The following is a 22,832-nucleotide window of genomic DNA, read 5'->3' as shown; positions in this document are numbered from 1 at the left end:
CGCGCAGGCAAGCCAAATATCTTCGCTGACAGCCTGATTCCGGTCGTCAGGGTTGGGGTTCGCGGATTGTTCCGTGGCGTGATCGCCGACGGCGATGCCCTGGACATGGAGGTTCACCGCTTCCGGGTCATCTACAACACGATCAGGCCATCGACGACCAGGTACCCAGCTCAGCCTTCACGGCTGCCAGCAGCTGAAAACCGCTCGATACGCGGTGTCGGTTTTAGCGTTGGGCCACACCTCGCCCTCGACGTAGTCGACGATCTTGTCCCACCACGATGGTGCCCCCGAATCCCCGCCATACAGATACAGGTTGGGGATCTCGGGACGTTTCATTCACTCCAAAGCCCCCGGTGGAAACGCGATGTCATCGGGGGCGCCACCGATGACCGAGAGCTGGTTGGCGTTGGTCGAGCCATCCAGCCGGTAGCAGAATCATCCGTATTGAGCTGGGTTCCATACGCGTGTCGGCTTGTTGGTGAAGATGAACCGCAATGCCTTGATCATGATCTCACCTCCTTCCTGGGGCTCGGTCGGGCGCGGACAGGGCTTGTGGGGTACGCCGCAGGGTGAACGGCCTGGGGGTCGCGGCATTGGTCACGATCGGGCGGGTATCACCGCCGCCGATGACGCGCAGAGAGGTGTTCTCGATGAGGGTGGTGGCTGCATCGGTGACCAGATCGTGGGCGACCGCGGCGCCGGCGCAGGTGAAGGGGCCGGAACTGAAGGGCACAAATGGGCCGTGTTCGCTCGGTCGAATCCAGCGGTCGGGTTGGAATGCCCCTGGTCTGGTCCAGTGTTTGTTGTCGTGATGGAGCAGATAGGGGCTGACGGACAGCAGGTCGCCGGTCTGGAAGGCGATCCCCCCGAACTCGGCGGGATAGGGGACGGGACGGCTGACCATCCAGGAGACTGGCCGGTGCCGCAGGGCCTCACGTACCACCCAGTCGACGGGCCAAGGCCATGGTGAGCCGGGAGAGTGGAGACTGCCCAGCAGCACCGACCACGCGAGCGAGTAGCCCAGCGGTCCCACAATGGACCGGAACATCAGCACATAAAGCTGCGCCACCGTTGCATCGGCGACGCCGTCGGGACAGGCACCGATCACGGCGTCGAGCAGATCCCGTGGTTCGGCTTCCGCAGTGCAGCCGGTGGCGCTGCGCCGGTCCCGGATCTGCTCGTTCAGCGCGGTGGACAGCTTGGCGCGCAGCAGCTGCGCTCGCGCCCGCTGCGCCATTCGGGCCGGGCGAAGCGCGCCCACGCGTGCATTGCGCTCCAGTAACTGCCGCAACTCGGGAGAACCATCGGGGTGCAGCAACACGTCCGCGGTGCACCGATACACCAGCTCGACCCCCGCTGCGGGCCAGCGGGTGACGGAGGGCATTTCGATCACCGCCGCCGCCAGGGACTCGCGATACTCGGGCGTATGCGTCCGCAGAATCGCGCGCACCGCGCGGCCGAAATCGACCTGAGCAGACCTCGAAGGCAGCATAGAACCGAAGAACCCGGACTTCCCCGCATTGAAAGCGCGGTCACTCAACACCGTCAGCGCCAGACCTGTATCGCCGACACACCACCCGCCCCACGGCAGCCCGAACACCTCTACCGGGCTGGTCCGGCGCAGATTCTCGAGGAAACCCAACGGATCACGCCGGAACCGGCGCATCTCTGCAAAACCCATCGGACGGTCCTCTCATAGAGAGGGTGAGCGATTCATCAGATGTTTTCGAGCGGATTTATCCACTGGCTGTGCGTACAAACGCAGATCAAGCATAGTATCGACTAATTTTAACTAATTTTACAAGCGAGGCCGTGGAGGTCGACCAGCACTGATATCGGTTCGCGATCACCCGCGACCGTCGGCAACCGGTCATTGAGGTCTAACCGGTGCAAACCCGATCCGCCTCGGCGAGGGTTCCCGTTGCCAGGCGCGCGTACATGAACATGTCGCGGCGTCGATTGCCGACCTTCTGCCACGATCTGAGGAGCCCTTCGCATTCGAAACCGGCTCTCTCCGCAGTGCGGATCGAAGCGCGGTTCCAAGGTTCCACATAGCACTAGGGTTCCGGACAGCCCACACCTTGCGTCTAACGCCATCCGAGATGCCCATGCGCAGGTCCCCGCCGGCTCATCGGTACAGCATCGCCACTATGAGCCCCGCACCCCCTCAGACGAGCGGGAGCACCTCGTTGACCACCCGATCCAGCTGTGCGCGCTGATCCCAGGCCGTAATGCGAAGGATCACATGGGTCGCGCCCTGCTCGATCAGGGTGCGCAGCGCGGTCGCACAGGCCGCGGGTGGACCGGCGGCCGTCCACGCCTCGACCATCGGCGCAGGCACGTCTTCCCCGTTCTCGTGGGCCCGGATGAAGCGTGCGGTCTCCGCCAGCGACTCCTTACGTCCGGCACCGACATTGATGTTGTAGAGCACGGTGACCGGGAACTGCGCGGGATCACGGCCGACCTCGGCGAGTTGCGCGGACAAGCCGTCCCACAGGGTTTCGAACAACCCGGGCCAACTGGCAGCGGTCATCCACCCGTCGGCCAGCGTCGCCACCCGCCGCAAGGCCCGCTCGGCGAACGCCGGATTCCAGGGGTTCGCGGCAATGAACACCGGGCACGGATCCTGTACCGGAACCGGATGCACGGCCAGCCCGCGATAACTGCGGAATCGGCCCTCGAAGTCGATCTCCTTGCCACTCCACAGTTCCCGGCACAACCGGATGTTCTCGGCCAGCCTCGGCCCCCGTTCCCGATCGGGCACACCCCAGTGTTCGCCCTCCGCCGCGCTGACCCCGTCACCCACCAGCCCAGTACAGGCTCCGAGCACCATCCGGCCGCCGGACACCCGGTCCAGGCTTGCCCACTGATACGCGAGCACCGCGGGATCTCGCACCGGGAAGCTGGCCATACAGGCCGTCCCGAGCCGCACGCGGCTAGTCAGAGCGCTCAATGCACCCAGCAGAGTCAGCGAATCGGCCCTGGGCTGCGCGGTGAGGCTGTCCCCCACCCACACCGAACTCAGCAGGGGACTCTGCTCGGCGAGCGGTCCCAGCTCCAGCAGTTCGCCCAGTGTGCCGACGCCGAACTCCGCACCGCGTTGCGGGATGAGCAAACCGAATCGGGTATCGAACATGATCACTCCATAATCCAACAGTGTTGGTTTAGTACTCTCGAAGAGTAACCCCAGAGGAGGCGTTGTGACCAGTGCTCGACGCGGGCGCCCCCGGACCGGCTCGGGACTGACCCGCCCCGCCGTGGTGACTGCGGCCCGCGAGATCGTCCGCGAGGAGGGCGTCGACCGCCTGAGCATGCGCCGAGTCGCCTCCCGCCTCGGTGTGGACGTGTCCTCCCTGTACTGGCATGTCGGCAACAAGGACGAGCTCATCGACCTGCTCGCCGACGACCTGCTCGCCGACGCAGTCTGGCCGGACCCCGCCCTGCCGTGGCGGCACCGCGTCGAACAGGCCCTGACGTCCTACCGCGACCTGCTGCTCACCCACCGCGACGCCGCCACCATCGTGGCCGGCCGCTGGGTCCAGGGCCCGAACACCCTGCGCGCCTTGGAAACCCTGGTCGCCGCCCTCCTGACCGCCGGCCTCACCCCGCCCGCGGCAGCGGAAACCGCCTTCCTGCTCAACAGCTACGTCACCGGCTTCGTCCTTCAGGAACTACGCCCGATGAACGCCGCCGAAGCAGCGGGCTCGACCGCCGCCCAAGTCCTCGACCAGGCCCGCACCAGACTCGAGGAGCTACCCGAAGCAGACTTCCCCGCCCTCCGCCTGGTCGCCGCGCACCTCACCGCCCCCAACATGGACGACCGTTTCCGCCGCGGCATAGCCCTCACCCTCGACGGCCTGCACCTTTGACACCGTTGGATGTGCACATCTCACCCGACGGCCACGAGCGCGGCCGCCTCGCTGACCCGGCACGCCGCCGAACTCATCGACGACCCACAACTGCTGGGTCTGTCCTGGTATCGGGATAGCGCATACCCCAGCCGATATCAGCGCAGACTCCGTTCTCGCTGGAGCAGCAGCCACGTTGGAACACTCGCTCTTCGGCATGAGCGCTCACAGTCGATGACCACCCGGGCTGCTGCGTCGACAGACGTGGATCAAGACTTTTCCATGATCGACTCTGTCTGCTGCTCATGCCACGGGAGTTCGGCGGTCAGGAGGCGGAATGCTGGTGTCTCCGGCGCCGGGCGGGTTCGAGTGCCTCATCGCCGTCGGCCCGTGGCCGCGACGGTCGCGATCGCGACGACGGCGAATCCCGCGCCGGTGAGCAGCACGCCGCGCACCGATGTGGCGTCGACGACAAGGCCGCCGAGTGCCGCTCCCACCGCGACGGCGAGGTTGTAGACCGAGGTGTTCAGGGCGGTGGCCGCCTCGGCATCGTGAGGCGCGGCCTGCAGGATCCAGGTCTGCACGCCCACCGGGATTACACCGAAGGCCGCACCCCAGACCAGTAGCACCGCGATGCCGCCGATCGCGGTGGTGCCGACCGTCGCGAACAGCGCCAGCGCGGCCGCCAGCAGCGCGGCCGCCGCCAGCAGCGCGCGGCGCGGATCGCGCGCGGCCGCCGAGCCGCCGGCGAATGTCCCGAGCACGCCGGCGACACCGAAACCCAGCTGCGCTGGTCCGATGGCCGAGGCGCTCAGGCCCGAAAGGTCCTGCAGGGCGGGGCGGACGAAGGTGTACGCGGCCCAATGACCGCCCACCAGCAGGAATGTCGCGATCACGCCCGCCCGCACGGCGGGAATGCGCAACTGCCGCAACAGTGCTCGCGGGGAGACCGGGGTGAGGGCGGGCAAGCGCGGGAGCAGCACACCCAGGGCGATCGCCACCACCGCACCGAATCCGGCGACGGCCAGGAACGCCACCCGCCAGCTGGACAGGTTGCCGATCAGCGTGGCGGCGGGGACGCCCAGCACGTTCGCCACGGTGGCGCCGCCGAAGGCCAGCGAGGTCGCCCGTGGAATATGTTGCGGCGGAACCAATCTGATCGCGCACGACGCCGCCAGCGCCCAGAAGCCGCCGATGGCGACGCCGACGACCGCCCGCGCGGCCAGCAGAATGGCGAACCCGGAGGCCGCCGCCGAGACCGCGGTGGCGGCCAGCATCAGCGCGATCAACCCCAGCAGGACCAGCCGCCGGTCGAGCCGCCCGATGGCCACCGGCAGGATCGGCGCGGCGAGCGAGGCGACCACCCCGGGCAGGGTGACCGTCAGTGCGACCGCGCCGGCCGACACGTGAAAACTGTGGCCGATCGAGGTGAGCAGCCCCACGGGCATCGCCTCGACGGTGACCATGGCGAAGGTCGCGGTCGCCACCGCGGCGACGGCCAACCAGTTCCGCACCGAGGCCGCGGAATCGTCCCGAATATCCTCCGGCGCCGTTGAGTCGGTGGTCATCGCGTCGAACCTTCTTCTCGCTCAGCGGTTTCGGCGCCCGCTCGGCGGCGGCTCGGGTCGGTGATGCCGTTCATGGCTTCCTTTCAGACGGACGTGACCCACACGATCGCCGTGCCCGCTGAGATGGCCCTGTCAGCGACTGCCAGCCGGATGTGCGAGGTCGTCGAGCATCGTGTGCAGCCGGTCGGCCGGCACGGATCGCCCCTGCGCGAGAGCGGATTCGTAGCGACTGCGCCCGAGCACGGTGCGCGCGACGGTGTGTGCGCGATGTACATCCGGATTGTGGTGGGCGGGAGTGGCTTCGAGACCGGGGCGGCCGAAGGCGCCGAGCAGTCCGGCGGCCCGCTCGGGCTCGCCGGTGGCCAGCAGGACCAGGGCGCGGCCGACCGCGATCGTCGGCAGCAATGGCGGTGCGTGATCGAGCGCGAGACGGTGAGCGTGTCGCAATTGGCGCGTGGCGGCATCGATCCGGTCGATGTCGAGCAGCGCGATCGCGTAGTTCGTGCGCCCACGAACCTCCTCGATGACCAGGTTGGCCACCGGCGTGGCCTGCTCGTCGTCGACATCGTCGAGGGAGCGGCGATACAGCTCGACCGCGGCGTCCGGATCACCTTGCCGCAGCACCAAGTCGGCCTCGGCAACGCGCAGCCACCGCAGCGTGTTCTCCGAGACCCGGGCATCGACCAGCGTGTGTGCGTGCGCCAGATACGCTGCGCCGCCGTCGATATCGCCGTCGTGCAGGTGCAACTGAGCGGCCCGCCACAGCACTCCCACCAGTTCGTCGGCGCCGAGATCGGCGCTCAGCAGCCGGGTCGCGCGTGTGATCAGCGGCTCGACCGCCGCCAGGCCCTCCGCCGGGATCCGGAACGACGCCAGCAACAACAGCGCCCGGCTCAGTCCGCGCGGCTCACCGAGCTGGTCCAGGCATGCCACCGCCGCCTCGAGGTCGGCGACCACGTGCGGACCGGACCGGACGTCACCACGCATCTTCTCGAGCGCCGAGAGGACCAGGGCGTTGCCGCGCAGCCACTCGTCGCCGGCCTCGGCGCACCCGGCCAGCGGTTCGACGTTGCCGCGGTGATATTCGCGCAGCGCCGACAACAGCACGAACACCGGGTGCGGCCGGGAACCCTCCGCAACGGCGGCGGCGACCAGGCGATCGAATTCGCCTGTGCGATCCGGGATCTGGTCGGGCCGCAGCAGCTCGTGATAGCCGGGCAGAACGTGCGCGTAGGTCAGGGCCAGATACTCGCCCGTGCTCCCCGGCGGTATCCGGCCCTCCAGCAGCGCCCGAACGCGAGGCTGCCAGGCCGACGCCTCCGCGCGCAGCCCGCACAGCAGCCAGTGCCAGACCAGGTTGCCGTACAGCCGCAGGGCACGGGCACCGTCCCCGGCATGGACCGCCCACCGCAGTGCGGCCATGCAATTGGCGTGTTCGCCCGCCAGCTGCGGCACCGCCTGGTCATGCCGCGCGCTCAGCAACCGATGTGCGGCGGCACGGGCGAATTCGATGAAATGGTCCGCGTGCGCGGCGGCCAGCCCATCGGCCTCCCCCGCATCGGTCAATTCCGTTGCGGCATAGGCACGGATCGTCTCGGGCATCCGGTATCGGACGCCGTCGAAATCCACCATGGACTTGGCGACCAGCGCCGCCAGTGTGTCCGTGGTATCGATTCCACCCCCGCACACCCCGAGCACGGCGTCGAGGGTGGCGCCGCCGGCGAATACGGCTAACCTGCGCGCCAATTCGACCTCCGCGCGCCCGAGTAGATCCCAGCTCCACGACACCGCTGCGGACAAATTGCGATGCCGGTGCGACTCCTGGCGACCGGCCGAGTGCAACATCCAGAATCGATCGTCGAGCCGGGACGCCACCTGGCCGACGGGCAGGGTGTGCAGGCGCGCCGCGGCGAGTTCGAGCGCCAGTGGCAGCCCGTCGAGTCGTCGCACGATGCGGGTGACATCGGCGCGATTGGCCTGGGTCAGCACGAAATCGGCCTGGACCGCGCGAGCGCGATCCAGGAACAGGCGTACCGCCGGAGCGCACGCGGTGCGGGCGAGCGAGGCGTCCTCGTCGGGGACCTCGAGACTGCGGACCGGGTACAACGTTTCGCCCTCGATACCGAGTGGTTCGCGGCTGGTGGCCAGCACGGTGAGGTCCGGGAACCGCTCCAGTAGCCGTGCGGTCAGCTCGGCGACCGCGGTGATCACATGCTCGCAATTGTCGAGGACCAGCAGCATGCGCCGTTGTGCGACAACTCGATCCAGGGCGGCCTCCCGGTGACCGTCGTCGCCCGGCTCGATCGCGCCGAGCGCCGACACCACTGCCGCCGCGACCGCCGCCGACCGTGTGGTACCGCCGGTGTGCTCCGGTGCCACGCCCGCGAGCTCGACGAACAGGCATCCGTCCGGCCACGGTGCCCGGCAGGCGATTTCGGTCGCGAGCCGGGTCTTGCCGACGCCGCCGGCACCGGTCAGCGTGAGCAACGGCGAGCCTTCGAGCCGCTGCATCACCCGCGTTATGTCCGTCTCACGATCGATGAAGCTGGTCCGATGTCTCGGTGGCCGCCGGCCCACCACGCAAGGGGCGTGATCGTCCGGCGGCCGCGCCTGTGCCCGGGCCTGCGGGGGCGGTGCGGGGGCGTCGGTGGTCGTCAGCGCCTCGGACAGCGTCCGCGAGGGAGCGGTGCCGAGCTCGGCCCGCAGCAGGTCCTGCGTGCACCGGTAGACCCGGTGCGCCTCGGCCTGGTGCCCGGTGGCGCGCAGCACGGCGATCCGCCGGGCGGTCAGTGATTCCCGGAACGGGTGCGCGGCGCACTCTGCGGCCAGTTCGGCGAGGACCTCGCCCCCGCGTCCGAGGGTCAGATACAGATCCGCCCTGCGTTCGACGGCGGTCAGTCGTTGCTCGGTCGATCTCGTTGCCAGAGTCCGCATTTCGGCCGAGTCTGTCACACCGGCAAACGCGTTCTCGCGCCACAGCGCCAGCGCCCGATCGAGACTGCGTGCGGCTCGATCCGCATCCCCGGCCCGCTCCCACTCCCGGCTCTCGTCCAGAAGCCGGCCGAAGCGCCGGATGTCCACCGCGTCGGGCTCGATCTGCAGCAGGTAGCCCTGCTCCCGGCGCAGCAACCGCTGCGGGCCGACTACCGCGCGCAGCCGGCTCACCAGCGAGTGCAGCGCATTCTCGGCCTTGGCCGGCGGCCGACCGTCCCAGATGCCCTCGAACAGCCGGGGTGGCGCCACCACCTCACCGGCCCGAATCGCCAGCAGCACCAACAGGGTTCGCAACCGAGGTCCCTCGATCGCGAACTCCTGCCCCGCCGTGGTGACGACCGACACCGGGCCCAACACTCGCACCTGCACGGATCCTCCTCGACACGATCATGATTACCGGACGTGCCCGTCCGGTGTCGACCGTGCCGCGCGGTGCCGGCAAGCAGGGGACGTCTCGCGACGACTCAGATGACCGGATGCGTCCCGACGGTCACCTCGGGCACCCGCTCCCGCACCTGCCAGTGTTCGACGATCAGCCCGTAGTCGATGCGGAAGACATCGGCGACCGCGACCCCGCGGTCGCCGGGCCCCGTGGTGAACAGCGAGTGCGCGAACACCAGGTCGCCGTCGGCGGCGATGCGGCGCAGCTCGAACCGGGCGTCCGGAAATCGTTGCCGCACCCCGTGAATCAGATCCACCAGGGCACGGCGGCCGTCGGGCAGGCTCGGGCAGTGCTCGACGAGACCGCACGCCACGAAGCGCGCGGCCAGATCGGTGCGACCCCGGTTCCACATCAATTCGAGGTAATCGGCGATAAGCGCCGTCAGCTCGGCCCGGTTCGCCTCGTGCCGAACGCTGAGCCGGTGCGCTCCGACCGGCGGCCGGGTCTCGTTCCACAACACCGGGGTTCGCTCCGTCTCAGGCTCGGGTTTCGAGCATCACGGTCTTGAGTTCGGTGTACGCCTCGATGGCCGTGCGACCGCCCTCCCGGCCGAGCCCGGAGGTCTTGTAGCCGCCGATGGGGGAGTTGGGCATGAAGGTGTAGCCGTTGATGCCGACCGCACCCGCCCGGATCCGACGGGCCAGCCGGAAGGCGCGGCCGAGGTCGCTGGTGTAGATACCCGCGGCAAGCCCGTATTCGGTGTCGTTGGCGATGCGGATGGCCTCGTCCTCGTCGGTGAAGGGGATGACGGCCAGCACGGGCCCGAAGATCTCCTCCTGTGCGATGCGGATGCGGTTGTCGACCTGAGTGAAGATGGCGGGATTGACGTAATTGCCCGCGCTCAGCTCACCGCCCGGACGATCGCCGCCGAGCAGCAGATGGGCGCCGTCGGCGGTGCCGCTCTCGATGTAGTCCAGTACCTTCACGAGCTGGCGCTTATTGATCAGCGGCGTGGCGTTGGTGGCCGGATCGAAGGGGTTACCGTATCGCACCGAGGCGGCTACCTCCTTGGCCCCGTCCAGGAATTCCTCGTAGCAGTCAGCGTGCACCAGGGCGCGGGTCTGCGCGGTGCACTGCTGGCCCGACATACCCAGCGCGACCATACCCATCACCGTCTTGGCGGCCTTGCGGACGTCCGCGTCGGGGAATACCAGGGCCGGGCTCTTGCCGCCGAGTTCGAGGGTGGCGCGCTTGATGTTGTCCCCGCTCGCCTCGAGGATGCGCCCGCCCACGCCCCGGCTGCCGGTGAAGCTGATCTTGTCCACGCCGGGATGGGTGATCAGCGCCTCACCCGACTGTGCGCCGACGCCGGTGATCAGGTTGAAAACCCCGGGCGGCAAATCCAATTGGTCGATCAGTTCGGCGATGGCGAGGCTGGTGAGACTGGCGTACTCGGAGGGTTTGAGCACGACCGTGCAGCCGGCGGCCAGGGCCGGTGCGACCTTGTTCGCCATCTGGAGGACCGGCGCGTTCCACGGCACGATCGCCGCGACGACGCCGACCGGCTCGCGGAAACTCAGGTACTGCAGGTCACTGCGGTCGGTGTACTGCGGGAACGTCTCGCCCGAGAGTTTGTCGATCCACCCGGCGTGATAGTCGAAGACGTCCGCGGCGACTTCGGCCGAGAGCCGGTACTGGGTGGTGAACCCGATCGGCATGCCGTTCTCCAGTGTCTGGAGCCTGCTCAGCCGCGGTGAGGCCTCGCGCAGCAGTTGTACCAGCGGCTCGATCAGCCGCTTGCGCTCGTGGGCCCGCAGGTGCGGCCACGGCCCCTCGTCGAAGGCCCTGCGCGCGGCCGTGACCGCGCGGTCCACGTCGACGGCGGAGGCGTCGGCGATCGTGGTCACTTCCTCGTTCGTGGCCGGGCTCAGATGATGCCACCGGGCATCGGAGACCGAGTCGACCCATTGCCCGTCGATGTACAGGCGACCGGGTGTGATGCCCAGTTCGTCACGGTAAGGGAGTACGGACATGGTGGTCGTGCCGTGGGAATTCGTCATGGGCGCCACCGTGCACGGCCGCGCGGATACGGGTCTGGCAGCGGTTGCCAGACCCGTGTCAGGCGGTGCCGCCAGGCTTCCCGTCGCGGCGAACCGGTTGGTGGCCGCGCACGCCCGACCGGCGCCACCGTATTGTGAAACGGGACTGTCCCACCGCAGCGTGAGGAGACGGGGACACAGCTCATGCAAGTCAGGCTTCTCGGGCCGGTCACGGTGAGCATCGGCGACAGCGGTGCCATCGCGATCGGCGGACCACGGGTGCGAACCCTGTTGGCGCTGTTGGCGCTTCGCGGCGGCGAGATCGTCTCCACCGAACGTCTGATCGACGGCGTGTGGGGCGAGCGGCCACCCGCGGATGCGGAGAACGCTCTGCACACGCTGGTCAAACGGCTGCGGGCCGCCTTCGGCGCACAGTGGGTGATCCGGCGCGCGCCCGGCTACGGGCTCGCCATCGATCCGGATGCCCTAGACGTGCACAGGTTCGCGTGTCTGCACGCCGAGGGCACCCGGCTGCTGGCTGCCGGGAATTCGGCCGCGGCCGCGGATGCCCTCGATCGGGCGCTGGCGTGCTGGCAGGGGCGGATCCCGCTCGAAGACCTGGGCGAGTCTGTCGAAATATCGACGACCGCAACCGTTTTGGCGGACAAGCGGTTGACCGCGATAGAAGCGCAGGCCGACGCGTACCTGGCGCTGGGCCGGGGTAGTGAAGTGCTGCGCACCCTCGCCGCGGAGGCCGACGCACTACCGCTGCGAGAGACCTTGGCCGCGCGCCTGATCACGGTACTGGAGGCCGCGGGCCGCGAATCCGAAGCGCGGCAGGTCTTCCGGCGTATCGAGGCCGGGCTGCGCGGCGAACTCGGCGTCGAGCCGTCCGCCGTGCTGCGGCAGGCCGTCGCAAGTCTGGATGCCGTGCCCGCGCGACCCGACGCCACGACGGCTGGATCACCCACACTCCCCCGACGCCTCACCAGCTTCGTGGGCCGTACCGCCGACGTCGACGAGGTGGCCGCGATGCTGCGCCGAGGTCGGCTGGTGACGCTCGTCGGCACGGGCGGCGTCGGAAAGACCCGGCTGGCAACCGAATTCGTCCGATCGCACGGCCGCGACTGGCCGGACGGATACCTGTTCATCGAGGCCGCGGCGGTGAGTCCCGAACGCGGGAAGACCTCGGGTACGGCACTGGGCGCCGCGATGCTCGCCGCGGCCGGGCTGGTCGACCGGGATACCCCCACCGAGGACTGGATGCAGACGCTGGTGCGTACGCTGTGGGCACGCCGAACCCTGTTGATCCTCGACAATTGCGAGCACGTGCAGCGGTCAGCGGCGGAAGCGACGACACAACTGCTGCGGCAACTTCCGCAGCTGAGCATCCTCGCCACGAGCCGGGCCCCCCTGTCGGTGGCCGGTGAAGAGCGGTATGCCGTGCTCCCCTTGGCGCTCCCCGCGCCCACGGGCACCGCCGAGCACACCATCGACAGTCCCGCGATGCGATTGTTCATCGACCGCGCCACCGCGGTGCGACCGGATTTCGCTGTGACCGAAGCGAATTGGCCCCACGTCCGCGCGATCGTGCGCGGCCTGGACGGCCTGCCGCTGGCCATCGAGCTGGCCGCCGCACGATTGCAGGGGTTCCCGCTCGCGGAGGTAGCGGCGCGACTCGACGATCGGTTCCGGTTGCTAACGAACGGAACCCGGCTCGCGACGCCCCGCCACCGAAGTCTGCAGGCCGCTGTCGCATGGAGCTGGGATCTGCTCGGCGACGTGGAGGCCGCATTGGCCCGCAGGATGGCGGTTTTCGCCGGTGGCACGACGCCGGAGCACCTGATGCGGGTGTGCGGGGACGGATTCTCGGTGCCGCGCTCCGAGATCGCCGAGACGGCACGGTCACTGGCTGCCAAGTCGCTTATCGAATTCGACGGCGAGCGCTACCGGATGGTGGAAACGATCCGCGCCTACGCCGCCGAGGAAGCACAGCGGGCCGGCGAGTCCGAACAAGCGGCGCGCGCACATGCCGACTGCTACATCGAATTCGCCGAAGCGGGCACTACCGGATTACGCGACACCGCCCACCGAGAATGGTTACGTCGGTTCGCGGCCGAGCACGGCAACTGCCGAACCTCTCTGCAATGGGCGGTGGAAAGCGCGGACTACACGCGTTCGGTGCGATTGTTCGGCAACCTGTTCTGGTACTGGCAGTCCAGCGGACAATGGGGCGAGATCCACACTTGGCAGCCGCTGGTGTTGGAGGTCGTCGGCGATCGGGTCCCCCGGGGCTGCGCCGGAGCATATCTGACCTGCCGGTACGGCCACTACGTCCCTGAGTACGCGGCCACCTTCTCGGCGAGCAATATTCCTCGGGACATAGGCGAATTCGAGCCTGCCGTACGTTCCGCGATGGCCGAGGCTGACGCAGGCCACCCCATCTTCCTGTTGATCTTTGCACTGCAGGAGCATCAACGTGGCAGTCCACAGTTGCTGGACGACTGCACCGCAGCCGCAGACGGCTGGCTACGCGGCCATGCCTTGTACCACAGAGCGTTCGAGAAACTCTCCCTCGATACCTTCCCCCAGGCACTGACGGATCTGGAGGCCGCAGTCACATGCCTGAGGGAATCCGCCGATCCGGGTGCGCAAGCCCGATCGCTGGTTCTGCTCGCCTACGTCCACAATCGACTACACGGCATCGGCTCCGCCGGCCCCCTGCTCGCACGAGCGGCGGACCTGTTCGACCCGGACGTCAGTACGAGCGATCGAGTACGGATGCTGTGCTGGGTCGCGATTCAGCATCTCCTCGGCGGAGATATCGCCGGCGCCGCAAGCTATCTCACACGTGCCGACGAACATGATCCACAGCGGGTGATACAGCTGTGCGGCGTCGCACAGGGTTACCTGGCTGCCCGACAGGGCCGCCTCGAGGACGCGATCAACGCATTCAGTTCTACAATCGGCGGTCCCGACGATCCACCGCCGACCGCGCCGAGCCCCAACGAGCGCGGGCTGTTTCGATGGGCCGATGTGGTCAATGTCCGCACCGTCTACGGCGTCGTCCTGATCGACGCCGGCCGCCTGGAATCCGGACAACGGCAGCTGATCTATGCCCGCGATGTCGCAGCGACCGAAGCCCCGCCAATGCTGCCCGACGTCGCCGTCGGTTTCGCAGTCGCCTCCCTGGCCACCGGCCATCTCGAGCACGCCGCGCGAATCTTCGGCGCCGTCCTGCACGCATTCGGTCGCATGGGCCGCGAGGTACTCGGCCCCGATGCCGAGCGAGTTGCCACGCACCTTCGCGCGGTCCTGCCCGAAGCCCGCCTCACCGCACTCACTGCGGAAGGCGCGGCACTCGACCTCGCCAGCCTGCTCACCGACCCCGCCCTCCGGTTGAGCGCCTGATCGCCCCAGCAGACCGATTTCCTCATCGTGGATCGCGAATCCGCACTGTGTTCACCGGCCGCGCGGCGTGTTGGCCCCTTGCGTGCCGAACGGCGATCAGGAGAAGACGGCCGCCATCCGGTTGATCCGATGCGCCCGGGCGAGCTTGGGCAGATCGCTTCCGTCGGCGACATTCTCGCCCGCGGCGCCGAGCCGGCCGATAATCTCCGCCGCCCAGGCGATCTCGTCGGGCTGCGGGCTCAGCGCGCGATTGACCACCGCGGTGTCGCGGGCGTGCATGCAGAGCTTGCCGCTCATTCCCATCGACTTCGTCACCACGAGTTCCCCCGGCAGCTCCGCCGGGCCCGTGACACACGGTCCATCGATCGGCCCCGCGATGTCGGCGGCGCGACTGGCGACGACCAGGCGGCTGCGCGGGTACGCCAGGGCGTCCGCGCCGGCGTTGGTGTCCCGGCGGTAGTCCCCGGTGCCGAAGGCCAGCCGGACCGTGGCAGCGGCCGAGGCGATGTCGAAGGCGAATTCGATCCCCCGGGCCGATTCGACCAGGGCCAGGATCGGGACGCCCGGGAGCGCGGCGGCTGTGCGATCGACCTGCTCGCCGGACTCGGTCTTGGCGAGCATCACGCCGTGGAGGCCTGTGACGCCGCTCAACGCCTCGAGATCGGCGGCCCAGTCCGCGGTGGTGATGTTGTTGATACGCACCCAGCCGACGCCGCCGGCCGCGAAGAATTCGGTGACCTGTTCGCGGGCTTCGCTTTTCGCGGACGGGATCACGCCGTCCTCGAGATCGAAGATCACGGCGTCGGCCGCCGAATTCATGGCGTCCTCGAACCGATCGGGGCGCGAACCGGGGACCAACAGCCAGGAGCGGGCGTGGATCGCCGGGACCGTGACGGTTTCCGGCGCGGACGTACGGGTCATACGGTGTTCGTTCCTCTCGATTCGGTACGCCAACCGCGTTGAACAGTACACCACATCCAATATATTGGCTGTGGACGACGTCACTCGATCCCAGATATATCTTGCCGGTAAAGCGGACGTACAGTATCCAATATGTTGGGTGACCGCGTGGAGCGACGGCGCATGAGCGATGTGGCGTTCGATCGGATCTGCGACGCGATCGTCACCGGTGAACTCGCCCCCGGATCCAAGGTTCGCGACGCCGATCTGGCCGATCAGCTGGGCCTGAGCCGAACCCCGGTGCGCGAGGCCCTGGCCAGGCTGATCGACACCGGGCTGGTCGAGGCGAAGCCGGCCGCCTTCACCCGCATCACGCCCCTGCACCGCGCCGATGTCGAATCGACGCTGGCCGTGCTGGAGGTACTGGACCAGCTGGCCGTGAAGACGGGCGTGCCCAATCTCACTCCCGACAACATCGCTCTCATGCGCAGCGCCAATGACGATCTCGCACAGGCGATCAAGGCCGACAACATCGGCGCGGCCCTGGCCGCCGACGACGTCCTGCACGGCGTCATCGTGGACGCCGCCGACAACCCGCTGCTCAAAAGGCTTATCCAGCAGGTTCATCCGCAGATCCACCGGATCTACTACCGCAAGTTCTCCAGCCTGCGCGGCTGGCAGGACGCCCTCGAGCACCACGACAACCTGATCCGGTTGTGCGCGGCGGGCGACGGCGATGCCGCCGCCGAAATCTCCTCGCAGCACCGACGTTTCCTCGGCGGGCTGATCGGCGAACTCTTCGACATCGACGAGCACAGCAGCTCGGCCGCGCCGGGCCGGTAAGAGGTCACGGTGTGCCGGGCCGGACCGAGCCCGCGCCCGACGAACGTTCCTGCGCGGTAACCGATTCCACCGGGTCGATGCGGTGCGCCATGGTCGGGTAGTCGATCACGAGCCCGTCGCCGTCGAACAGCAGCTCACTGGTGAACGTCCCCGACGCGTACCGAACTCGCGTACCGCCCGGTTCCGGTCCGAGATGGGTGTAGGCCTGCACCGAGGGGACCACCCGCAGGCTCGGCACCTCCACGAACGCCATCGTGAACCGCTCCGTTCCGGGCTCGCGGTGCAGCCGGTGCCGCAGCACCGGCATCGTATTGGTCAGCGGAGAGCACGCCAGATCGCAATCCAGCGCCGCCGCCAGATCCGGCCGCGCGTGTCCGTTCACGGTCCACCCGTGCTCGTCGCGCCGCAGGTCCAGCCGGGTCTCCCCGCTCCCGGTGGTGCAGGCGACCGCGAGCCGCGCGGTGGCCGCCCGCTCGTCGGTGCGCAGTTCGTACGACAGCCGGTACGGCTCGGGCAGCTGCCCCGCCACGGTGCCGTCGGCACGCAGCTCGAGCCCGTCGATCCGCACCCATGCCGCCTCGAACCCCGCGGTCTCCACCACCTGCCACAGCACGAAGCGATCGATGCCCACGCGAGGTCCTCTCGTCGCCGCCGGATCCCTTGTCCAGCACCGCATCCGGCAGAAAGGTCAGCGGCGCCGTCCTGCCGCCGGATCAAGTATGTCCCGGATACCCCATCCGCAGTGCGGGATTCGGGCCCTCGACCGGTACCCGAGGCTAGGCATTCGCGCCGCTCGGGGCGCCCCGGCGGCGACGCCGCAGCACGACGCCCATACCGACCGCGATCGCCACGACCACCAGCCCGGCGATGATGTAGCTGGGTCCCTGCAGCGTCTTCTCGAGATGCTGCCAGTTGGCGCCGACGCCGTACCCCGCTAGGGCCAGGGCCGCGGTCCACGGCAGGCAGCCCGCCAGGGTGTAGAGGCCGAAACGGCCTGCGGGCATGCCCGCGATGCCCGCGGGCAGCGAAATGAAGGTGCGAATGCCGGGCAGCAGCCGGGCCCAGAACACCGAGGCGCTACCCCGGCGGACGAACCAGTCCTGGGCGCGGTCGATCTCGTGTTCGCGCAGGAAGATGTAGCGGCCCCAGCGGTGCAGCGCGGGACGGCCGCCGTAACGGCCCGCCAGCCAGGCCACGTAGCTGCCGATCACATTGCCCGCGGTGCCCGCGGCGATGACGGCGATCAGGCTGGGGTGCGGCCCGCTCACCGCACCGGCCGCCAATGCGCCGCCGAGCAGCATGGTGAGTTCGGACGGGATCGGTATGCATGCGGATTCAGCAGCCATGAGCAGCAGAATCGCGGTGAGGCCGTAGGTGAGGATCAGATGCTGCATCGCGGCGCCTCGGCGATTGCGCGGGAATTCGAATTCACCACGCCACAGTGGCAAGGCGGCGCTGAGAGCACGCTGAGACCGTCGCCAGGCCCGCTCCACGCCGGCCTCGGACGGCCCCGCTACCAGGTGCGATCAACCCGGCCTGGCAAAGTTCGGGGCATGCCGACGAATCCGACCGCCGTCCTTTCACCGCTGGCCGCGCTCGCCCCCGACCTGCGCACCGCGCTGGTCCGGACGCGCTACGACGCCGACACCCTGCTCGAGGTGCTGGGCCGGGACGCGCACGCGGCGCTGGGACGGTCCGAGCCCGTGCCGGTGCGCCGGGCGGTGCGGGACGCGGGCGAGCTCGGCACGCTGGTGCGGCTGCTGCTGCTCGGCGATCCGGAGCCCGAGCGCGGGGTGGCCGCCGCGCTCGCGCCGCTGGACCTGGATCGCGCGGTCGCCGCCGGGCTGCTTGCGCGCGACGGCGACCGGATCCGGGCCGCGCTCGATCTGCGGCCCCTGGACCTGGGCGCCGGAAACCGCTGGGTCCTTTCCGATCTCGACGACTCGGTGCAGCGCCGCAGCCTCACCCACGATCATGTGCTCGGCGTCGGCCATGCCTCGCTGTCGCTGCTGCGTGCCACCCCGACCGCCCCGGCGGGTTCGGTCCTGGACATGGGCACCGGCTGTGGAGTACAGGCCGTGCACGCCTGCGGCTACGCGAACGCGGTGACGGGCACCGACATCAGCGCGCGGGCGCTGTGGCTCGCGCAGGCCACCGCCGCGCTCAACGACCTGGACATCGAGCTGCTCGAAGGATCCTGGTTCGAGCCCGCGGCCGGGCGCCGCTTCGATCGAGTGGTTGCCAATCCGCCGTTCGTGGTCGGTCCCGCACGCATCGAGCACACCTACCGCGACTCGGGCCTGGCCCTGGACGGGGCGAGCGAGCTGGTGATCTCCCAGGCCCCGGCGCTGCTGGCGCCCGGCGGCACCGCGACGATGCTGGCCTCCTGGGTGCATCGCGAGGGACAGGACTGGCGGGCCCGGGTGTCCTCGTGGCTGCCCGATCGCGGCGTGGACGCCTGGATCGTGCAGCGCGATATCGCGGATCCGGCCCTGTACGTGGGCACCTGGCTGCGCGATGCCGGGCTGGATCCGCGCGATCGCGAGGCGCAGCAGCGCGCCGAGGCCTGGCTGGCGGCGTTCGACGCCGCGCAGGTCGAGGGCATCGGATTCGGATTCGTCTATCTGCGCGCCATCGACGGGCCCACCGAACTGCTGGCCGAGGACCTCACGCACGGCTTCGACGATCCGCTCGGCCCCGAGGCGATCGCCTACTTCGAGCGCTCGGCCTGGTTGCGCGCGGTGGCCGCGGACCCCGACGCGACCTGGGAGTCCCGCTATCGCGTGGATGCCGCGACCGCGCTGGAGCGGGTGTACCTGACCGGCGAGGAAGGCTGGGAGCAGCGGGTCGCGCGGCTGCACCGCGGCGACGGGCCGCGCTGGCAGCACGAGGTGGACGATTCGACCGCGGCGCTGCTCGCGGGAATGCGCGCGGACGGCCTGCCGTTGCAGGAACTGGTCGACCTGCTCGCGGTCGGCCACACAGGCGCGGAGGCCACACCCGAGTTCCGCGCCGCCGCACTGACGATCGTCACCGGATTGGTGCGTCACGGCCTGATTCACCCGGTGTGAGGCGCGCCGGATAACGGGCCGGTTCGGCTCCGGTCACCGTCGGGAGACGGTGGGCGCTCCGAGACGAAACTGGCGCACCGTACCGTTCCCAATCCGCGCCCTTCTTAGGAACTTCTCAGATGGGTGTGCCGAAAGCCGCAGCTCAGCACGGTTTATCGGGGCGGTTGCGGGGAACTTTTCCGATGTCGGGTCCGTTGTTCGGAGTGAGACACCACCGACAGGAGGCAAGTCATGACAAGCCCCGCCACCACTGGAGTGCGCGCCAGCGATCAGGACCTCGACGCCCAGAGCCCCGCAGCCGACCTGGTACGCGTGTACCTGAATGGAATCGGCAAGACCGCGCTGCTCACGGCCGCCGACGAGGTCGAGCTGGCCAAGCGCATCGAGGCGGGTCTCTACGCCCAACATCTGTTGGAGACCGGTAAGCGATTGGCCGCAACCCGCAAGCGCGATCTAGCCATTCTGGTCCGCGATGGCCAGTCCGCCCGCCAGCACCTGCTCGAGGCCAACCTGCGTCTGGTCGTCTCGCTCGCCAAGCGGTACACCGGCCGCGGCATGCCGCTGCTGGATCTGATCCAGGAGGGCAACCTGGGCCTGATCCGCGCGATGGAGAAGTTCGACTACGCCAAGGGCTTCAAGTTCTCCACGTACGCCACCTGGTGGATCCGTCAGGCCATCACCCGCGGCATGGCCGATCAGAGCCGCACCATCCGGCTGCCCGTGCACCTGGTCGAACAGGTCAACAAGCTGGCCCGGATCAAGCGCGAGCTGCACCAGCAGCTCGGCCGCGAGGCCACCGACGAGGAACTGGCCAACGAGTCGGGCATTCCGGTCGACAAGATCTCCGACCTGCTCGACCACAGCCGCGACCCGGTAAGCCTGGACATGCCGGTCGGCAGCGACGAGGAGGCTCCCCTCGGCGATTTCATCGAGGATTCCGAGGCCACCTCCGCCGAGAGCGCGGTCATCGCGGGCATCATGCACAACGACGTCCGTAGCGTGCTGGCCACGCTGGACGAGCGCGAGCAGCAGGTCATCCGGCTGCGCTTCGGCCTGGACGACGGCCAGCCCCGCACACTGGACCAGATCGGCAAACTGTTCGGTCTCTCACGTGAGCGAGTGCGCCAGATCGAGCGCGAAGTCATGGCCAAGCTGCGCAAGGGCGAGCGCGCCGACCGGCTGCGCGCCTACGCTAGCTGAGAGAGCCGGCCCGTCGGCGCCACACCGCCGCGGGCCCCGCAGACGCTGGGCCGTCCGGAATCCGGCCCAGCACCACCGCGGTGATCACTGGGATAACGATCACCTCGAGCGCCGGTCGGCGTCCGCGCGTCCCGTCCCCTCCGGGCACAGCGCGAACCGACCGGCGCTGCAGTAACTTCGATGGGCTTTCACGACCATCGCGCGCCGGCACCACCCGAACCCGCTGCGCCCCCACGCTTTCGCCACTTGTCCATGGCCTGCTCGAAGGCCTCGGTCACGAGCAGGAGAAGTTCGGCGGAGGATTCGAAGCGCGCGCCCGCAGGCGTTGCGGGCCCGAGGATTTCGGCCGCGCGCCGCTGTTCGGCCACCAGGGCATTGTTCGCCTGCACGGTGGCCAGCAGACTCCGGAGCCAGATCTCGTCGTCGATAACGTAGCGCTCTCGGCGTTCACCCGAATCTCGTTCCCGCCGAAGCATTCCCTGCTGTTCGAGAAACGCGACGGCGTGTGACACCGACGCGGGGCTGACACCCAGCCGCCGCACCAGGTCGGCGGCGGTGAGAGTGCCCGAGTCGGTGACGTACAGGCAGGCCAGCACCCGCGCCTCCATCCGCGGCATCGCCTGCTGCACAAGAACTTCGGTGAACGATTCGGTGATATCCCGGACCACTCGCGGGTCGCGCCCGCCGACGCCCTCCGGGACCGGCGGCGGCGCGCTACGGGTCTGCTTCTGGCGACGCGCCCGCTCCCGGGTGGCCTGCTGCGCGCGGTCTGCGCCGTAGTCGTCGAGCCCGCCGTTGCGGGTGACCTCCCGCATGATGGTCGAGGCGGGCCGCTCCAGACGCCGGCCGATCTCCGCGTATCCGAGCCCCTCGGCCAGCCCCTCGGCGATCTGCCGACGGTCCGCATCGGTGAGTCTGCCTCCGGGCATCGGTGCTGGTCTCCCGTCCGTGGATGGTCGCGGCCGCCCCGCGTTTGTAGCCCAGTATGCGGCCGGCCCGAGCTCATTGCAAAGAAGGCTCTAGATCAATCTTTGCATTCACTGTCATTCTCATTGCAATGCAGATCTGAATTCGCTGCTCCAACCGACTATTCACACCAAACAGAAGTGTTGACCAATTTATAAACGCAATGTACCGTCGTGGATGTTCAGAGATTTTCAAAAGATTTCGGCCCACGGCTCGAACATCGCACGCAAGGAGATTCACGATGAGGAAATCAACCGCTTCGAACTCGGCCACGTCGACCTGGACCGGCATGGTGCCGGTCGAGGACACCGAGCTGTACGTGACCGACACCGGCGGCACGGGCCGCGCCGTCGTCTACCTGAACGGCACCTACGCCGACCAGAAGCACTTCCGTCGCGTTATCGCCGAACTCGGCCCCGAATACCGGCACATCGCCTTCGACGAACGCGCCCGCGGCAAGTCGAAGCAGTCGGCGGACTACTCCTTCGAGGCGTGCGTCCGCGACGTCGACGCCGTCCTCGCGGCCCGCACCGTGGAGCGGCCGATCTTCGTGGGCTGGTCTTACGGCGCGCTGGTCGCGGTGCACTGGGCCGATCGCAATCCGGCCCGCGCCGGCGGCATCGTCGCCCTCGACGGCGCGGTCCCCTACGGCCTGACCGGCGAGGAGGGCGCCGAGCGGATCCGCAAACTGTTCCGTCCGATGCGCCCGATGCTGCCGATCCTGCGCCCGCTGGGCCTGGCCGCACGCATGACCGTCGACCAGCACATCGAGGTCAACATCGAGCAGAACGCACTCAACGCCGCCATCGAACCCATCCTCGAACGCGCGAGCTACCAGGTGCGTTATCTCCAGGCCACCGGCGCCAGTCTCGGCGGCGGCGCGGAGGAGATGGAGGCGATGCGCGCCTCGCTGGAGCCGGTGCTGGCCCGCAACCCGAACCTGAAGGTCAGCGCGAAGGTCGCGAGCAACCACGCCAAGATCCTGAGCAAGGACTTCAAGGCCGTCGCCGACGTGGTCCGCGAGCTGGCCGCCGAAGATCCGGAGATCGGCTGAACGGCCGTCGCGGGACACCGCGATCTCCTACGATCACGGCATGAAAATGAAACGGGTGTCAGTTCTGGCGCTGGCCTTCGCGGCCACACTGGCCGGGGCGGGCGCCGCGGCCGCGGTGCCGATGATTCCCAGCGACCCCCGCGAGGCCATCGCCATGGCCTATCTCGACGCGCTGCTCACACACGACGCGAGCAATGTTCCCTTCGCACCCGACTGCACGCGGGTCGAGGCCGGAATCCAGACCGGCTACTCCGGCCCGCAACTCACCCACGATCTGGACACCGGCCCGCAATACCAACTCGTCCAACGCATCTACGACGTCCGGTTGAGCGACACCGGGTCCGTCGTGACCGCGCGATACCACCTGGATTCGGGGATCGCCGGACAACGCCTGGTCACCGTCGCGATCACCGAGACCTTCGACATCCCGGACGGCTCGATCCATCGCATCGTGGCCGACATCGTGCCGATCTCGCTGTCCTGATCCCGAGGCCGCGGTCGTCGCCGTCGATGTGGAGTGGGCCGACGGCCATTCAAATCCCATCGACCTGTCGGT

Annotated in this window: 18 protein-coding genes; 7 read left to right on the top strand and 11 right to left on the bottom strand. The window is 68.7% G+C overall.

Translation table 11 applies throughout. The features are described from left to right. Positions 1–177: 177 nt before the first annotated feature. The 3 genes from KO481_RS30610 to KO481_RS30600 all read right to left on the bottom strand — a co-directional run bounded on the left by KO481_RS30610 (position 178) and on the right by KO481_RS30600 (position 3,136). Positions 178–336, bottom strand: coding sequence for a hypothetical protein (locus tag KO481_RS30610; RefSeq protein WP_215921933.1), 159 nt, complete (start codon positions 334–336; stop codon positions 178–180). 175 nt (positions 337–511) lie between these two features. Then, positions 512–1,681: a cytochrome P450 gene (locus tag KO481_RS30605; RefSeq protein ID WP_215921932.1), complete on the bottom strand. Its 1,170-nt coding sequence runs from the start codon at positions 1,679–1,681 to the stop codon at positions 512–514. Between the two features lie 486 nt (positions 1,682–2,167). Beyond that, positions 2,168–3,136 carry an LLM class flavin-dependent oxidoreductase gene (locus KO481_RS30600; RefSeq protein ID WP_215921931.1) on the bottom strand — a complete coding sequence of 323 codons (969 nt, stop codon included), beginning with the start codon at positions 3,134–3,136 and terminating at the stop codon, positions 2,168–2,170. Positions 3,137–3,200: 64 nt separating this feature from the next. On the opposite strand from KO481_RS30600, the gene KO481_RS30595 reads away from it, so the two are divergent. Further along, positions 3,201–3,869 carry a TetR/AcrR family transcriptional regulator C-terminal domain-containing protein gene (locus KO481_RS30595; RefSeq protein WP_215921930.1) on the top strand — a complete coding sequence of 223 codons (669 nt, stop codon included), beginning with the start codon at positions 3,201–3,203 and terminating at the stop codon, positions 3,867–3,869. Between the two features lie 353 nt (positions 3,870–4,222). On the opposite strand, the gene KO481_RS30590 is transcribed toward KO481_RS30595, so the two are convergent. The 4 genes from KO481_RS30590 to KO481_RS30575 form a co-directional block, all read right to left on the bottom strand. After that, positions 4,223–5,416, bottom strand: coding sequence for an MFS transporter (locus KO481_RS30590; RefSeq protein ID WP_215921929.1), 1,194 nt, complete (start codon positions 5,414–5,416; stop codon positions 4,223–4,225). 132 nt (positions 5,417–5,548) lie between these two features. Beyond that, on the bottom strand, positions 5,549–8,779 hold the full coding sequence (locus KO481_RS30585; RefSeq protein WP_215921928.1) for an ATP-binding protein: 3,231 nt from the start codon (positions 8,777–8,779) through the stop codon (positions 5,549–5,551). Positions 8,780–8,874: 95 nt separating this feature from the next. After that, on the bottom strand, positions 8,875–9,312 hold the full coding sequence (locus tag KO481_RS30580; protein WP_215921927.1) for a nuclear transport factor 2 family protein: 438 nt from the start codon (positions 9,310–9,312) through the stop codon (positions 8,875–8,877). Positions 9,313–9,328: 16 nt separating this feature from the next. Continuing rightward, complete coding sequence (locus KO481_RS30575) at positions 9,329–10,852, bottom strand: aldehyde dehydrogenase family protein (protein WP_215921925.1); 1,524 nt, start codon at positions 10,850–10,852, stop codon at positions 9,329–9,331. Between the two features lie 183 nt (positions 10,853–11,035). On the opposite strand from KO481_RS30575, the gene KO481_RS30570 reads away from it, so the two are divergent. Next, positions 11,036–14,242 (top strand): AfsR/SARP family transcriptional regulator, encoded by a 3,207-nt coding sequence (locus KO481_RS30570; protein WP_215921923.1) that lies wholly within the window; start codon positions 11,036–11,038, stop codon positions 14,240–14,242. Between the two features lie 96 nt (positions 14,243–14,338). Here KO481_RS30570 and KO481_RS30565 read toward each other — a convergent pair whose 3' ends face one another. Beyond that, complete coding sequence (locus tag KO481_RS30565; protein WP_215921921.1) at positions 14,339–15,163, bottom strand: HpcH/HpaI aldolase/citrate lyase family protein; 825 nt, start codon at positions 15,161–15,163, stop codon at positions 14,339–14,341. A 162-nt stretch (positions 15,164–15,325) separates the two neighbouring features. On the opposite strand from KO481_RS30565, the gene KO481_RS30560 reads away from it, so the two are divergent. Continuing rightward, positions 15,326–15,985: a GntR family transcriptional regulator gene (locus KO481_RS30560; protein WP_215922083.1), complete on the top strand. Its 660-nt coding sequence runs from the start codon at positions 15,326–15,328 to the stop codon at positions 15,983–15,985. Between the two features lie 4 nt (positions 15,986–15,989). On the opposite strand, the gene KO481_RS30555 is transcribed toward KO481_RS30560, so the two are convergent. Both KO481_RS30555 and KO481_RS30550 read right to left on the bottom strand, forming a co-directional pair. Then, positions 15,990–16,616 (bottom strand): putative glycolipid-binding domain-containing protein, encoded by a 627-nt coding sequence (locus tag KO481_RS30555; RefSeq protein ID WP_215921919.1) that lies wholly within the window; start codon positions 16,614–16,616, stop codon positions 15,990–15,992. Positions 16,617–16,761: 145 nt separating this feature from the next. Beyond that, complete coding sequence (locus KO481_RS30550) at positions 16,762–17,379, bottom strand: DedA family protein (protein WP_215921917.1); 618 nt, start codon at positions 17,377–17,379, stop codon at positions 16,762–16,764. Between the two features lie 159 nt (positions 17,380–17,538). Here KO481_RS30550 and KO481_RS30545 point away from each other — a divergent pair, with 159 nt between their 5' ends. Next, complete coding sequence (locus KO481_RS30545) at positions 17,539–19,056, top strand: DUF7782 domain-containing protein (protein WP_215921915.1); 1,518 nt, start codon at positions 17,539–17,541, stop codon at positions 19,054–19,056. Between the two features lie 231 nt (positions 19,057–19,287). Then, positions 19,288–20,256, top strand: a complete 969-nt coding sequence (locus KO481_RS30540; protein WP_215921913.1) for a sigma-70 family RNA polymerase sigma factor — start codon at positions 19,288–19,290, stop codon at positions 20,254–20,256. A 188-nt stretch (positions 20,257–20,444) separates the two neighbouring features. Here the strand turns inward: KO481_RS30540 and KO481_RS30535 are convergent, their stop codons facing one another. Continuing rightward, positions 20,445–21,185: a GbsR/MarR family transcriptional regulator gene (locus tag KO481_RS30535; RefSeq protein WP_215921911.1), complete on the bottom strand. Its 741-nt coding sequence runs from the start codon at positions 21,183–21,185 to the stop codon at positions 20,445–20,447. A 278-nt stretch (positions 21,186–21,463) separates the two neighbouring features. On the opposite strand from KO481_RS30535, the gene KO481_RS30530 reads away from it, so the two are divergent. Both KO481_RS30530 and KO481_RS30525 read left to right on the top strand, forming a co-directional pair. Continuing rightward, positions 21,464–22,276: an alpha/beta fold hydrolase gene (locus KO481_RS30530; protein WP_245401699.1), complete on the top strand. Its 813-nt coding sequence runs from the start codon at positions 21,464–21,466 to the stop codon at positions 22,274–22,276. A gap of 40 nt (positions 22,277–22,316) precedes the next feature. Continuing rightward, positions 22,317–22,760 carry a DUF8021 domain-containing protein gene (locus KO481_RS30525; protein ID WP_215921909.1) on the top strand — a complete coding sequence of 148 codons (444 nt, stop codon included), beginning with the start codon at positions 22,317–22,319 and terminating at the stop codon, positions 22,758–22,760. Positions 22,761–22,832: the final 72 nt, after the last annotated feature.

Source organism: Nocardia albiluteola (assembly GCF_018860155.1).
In the GTDB taxonomy this organism is placed as follows: Bacteria; Actinomycetota; Actinomycetes; order Mycobacteriales; family Mycobacteriaceae; genus Nocardia; species Nocardia albiluteola.
Note: the sequence above shows the minus strand (reverse complement) of the source record. Positions and strands in the feature narration are given on the sequence as shown.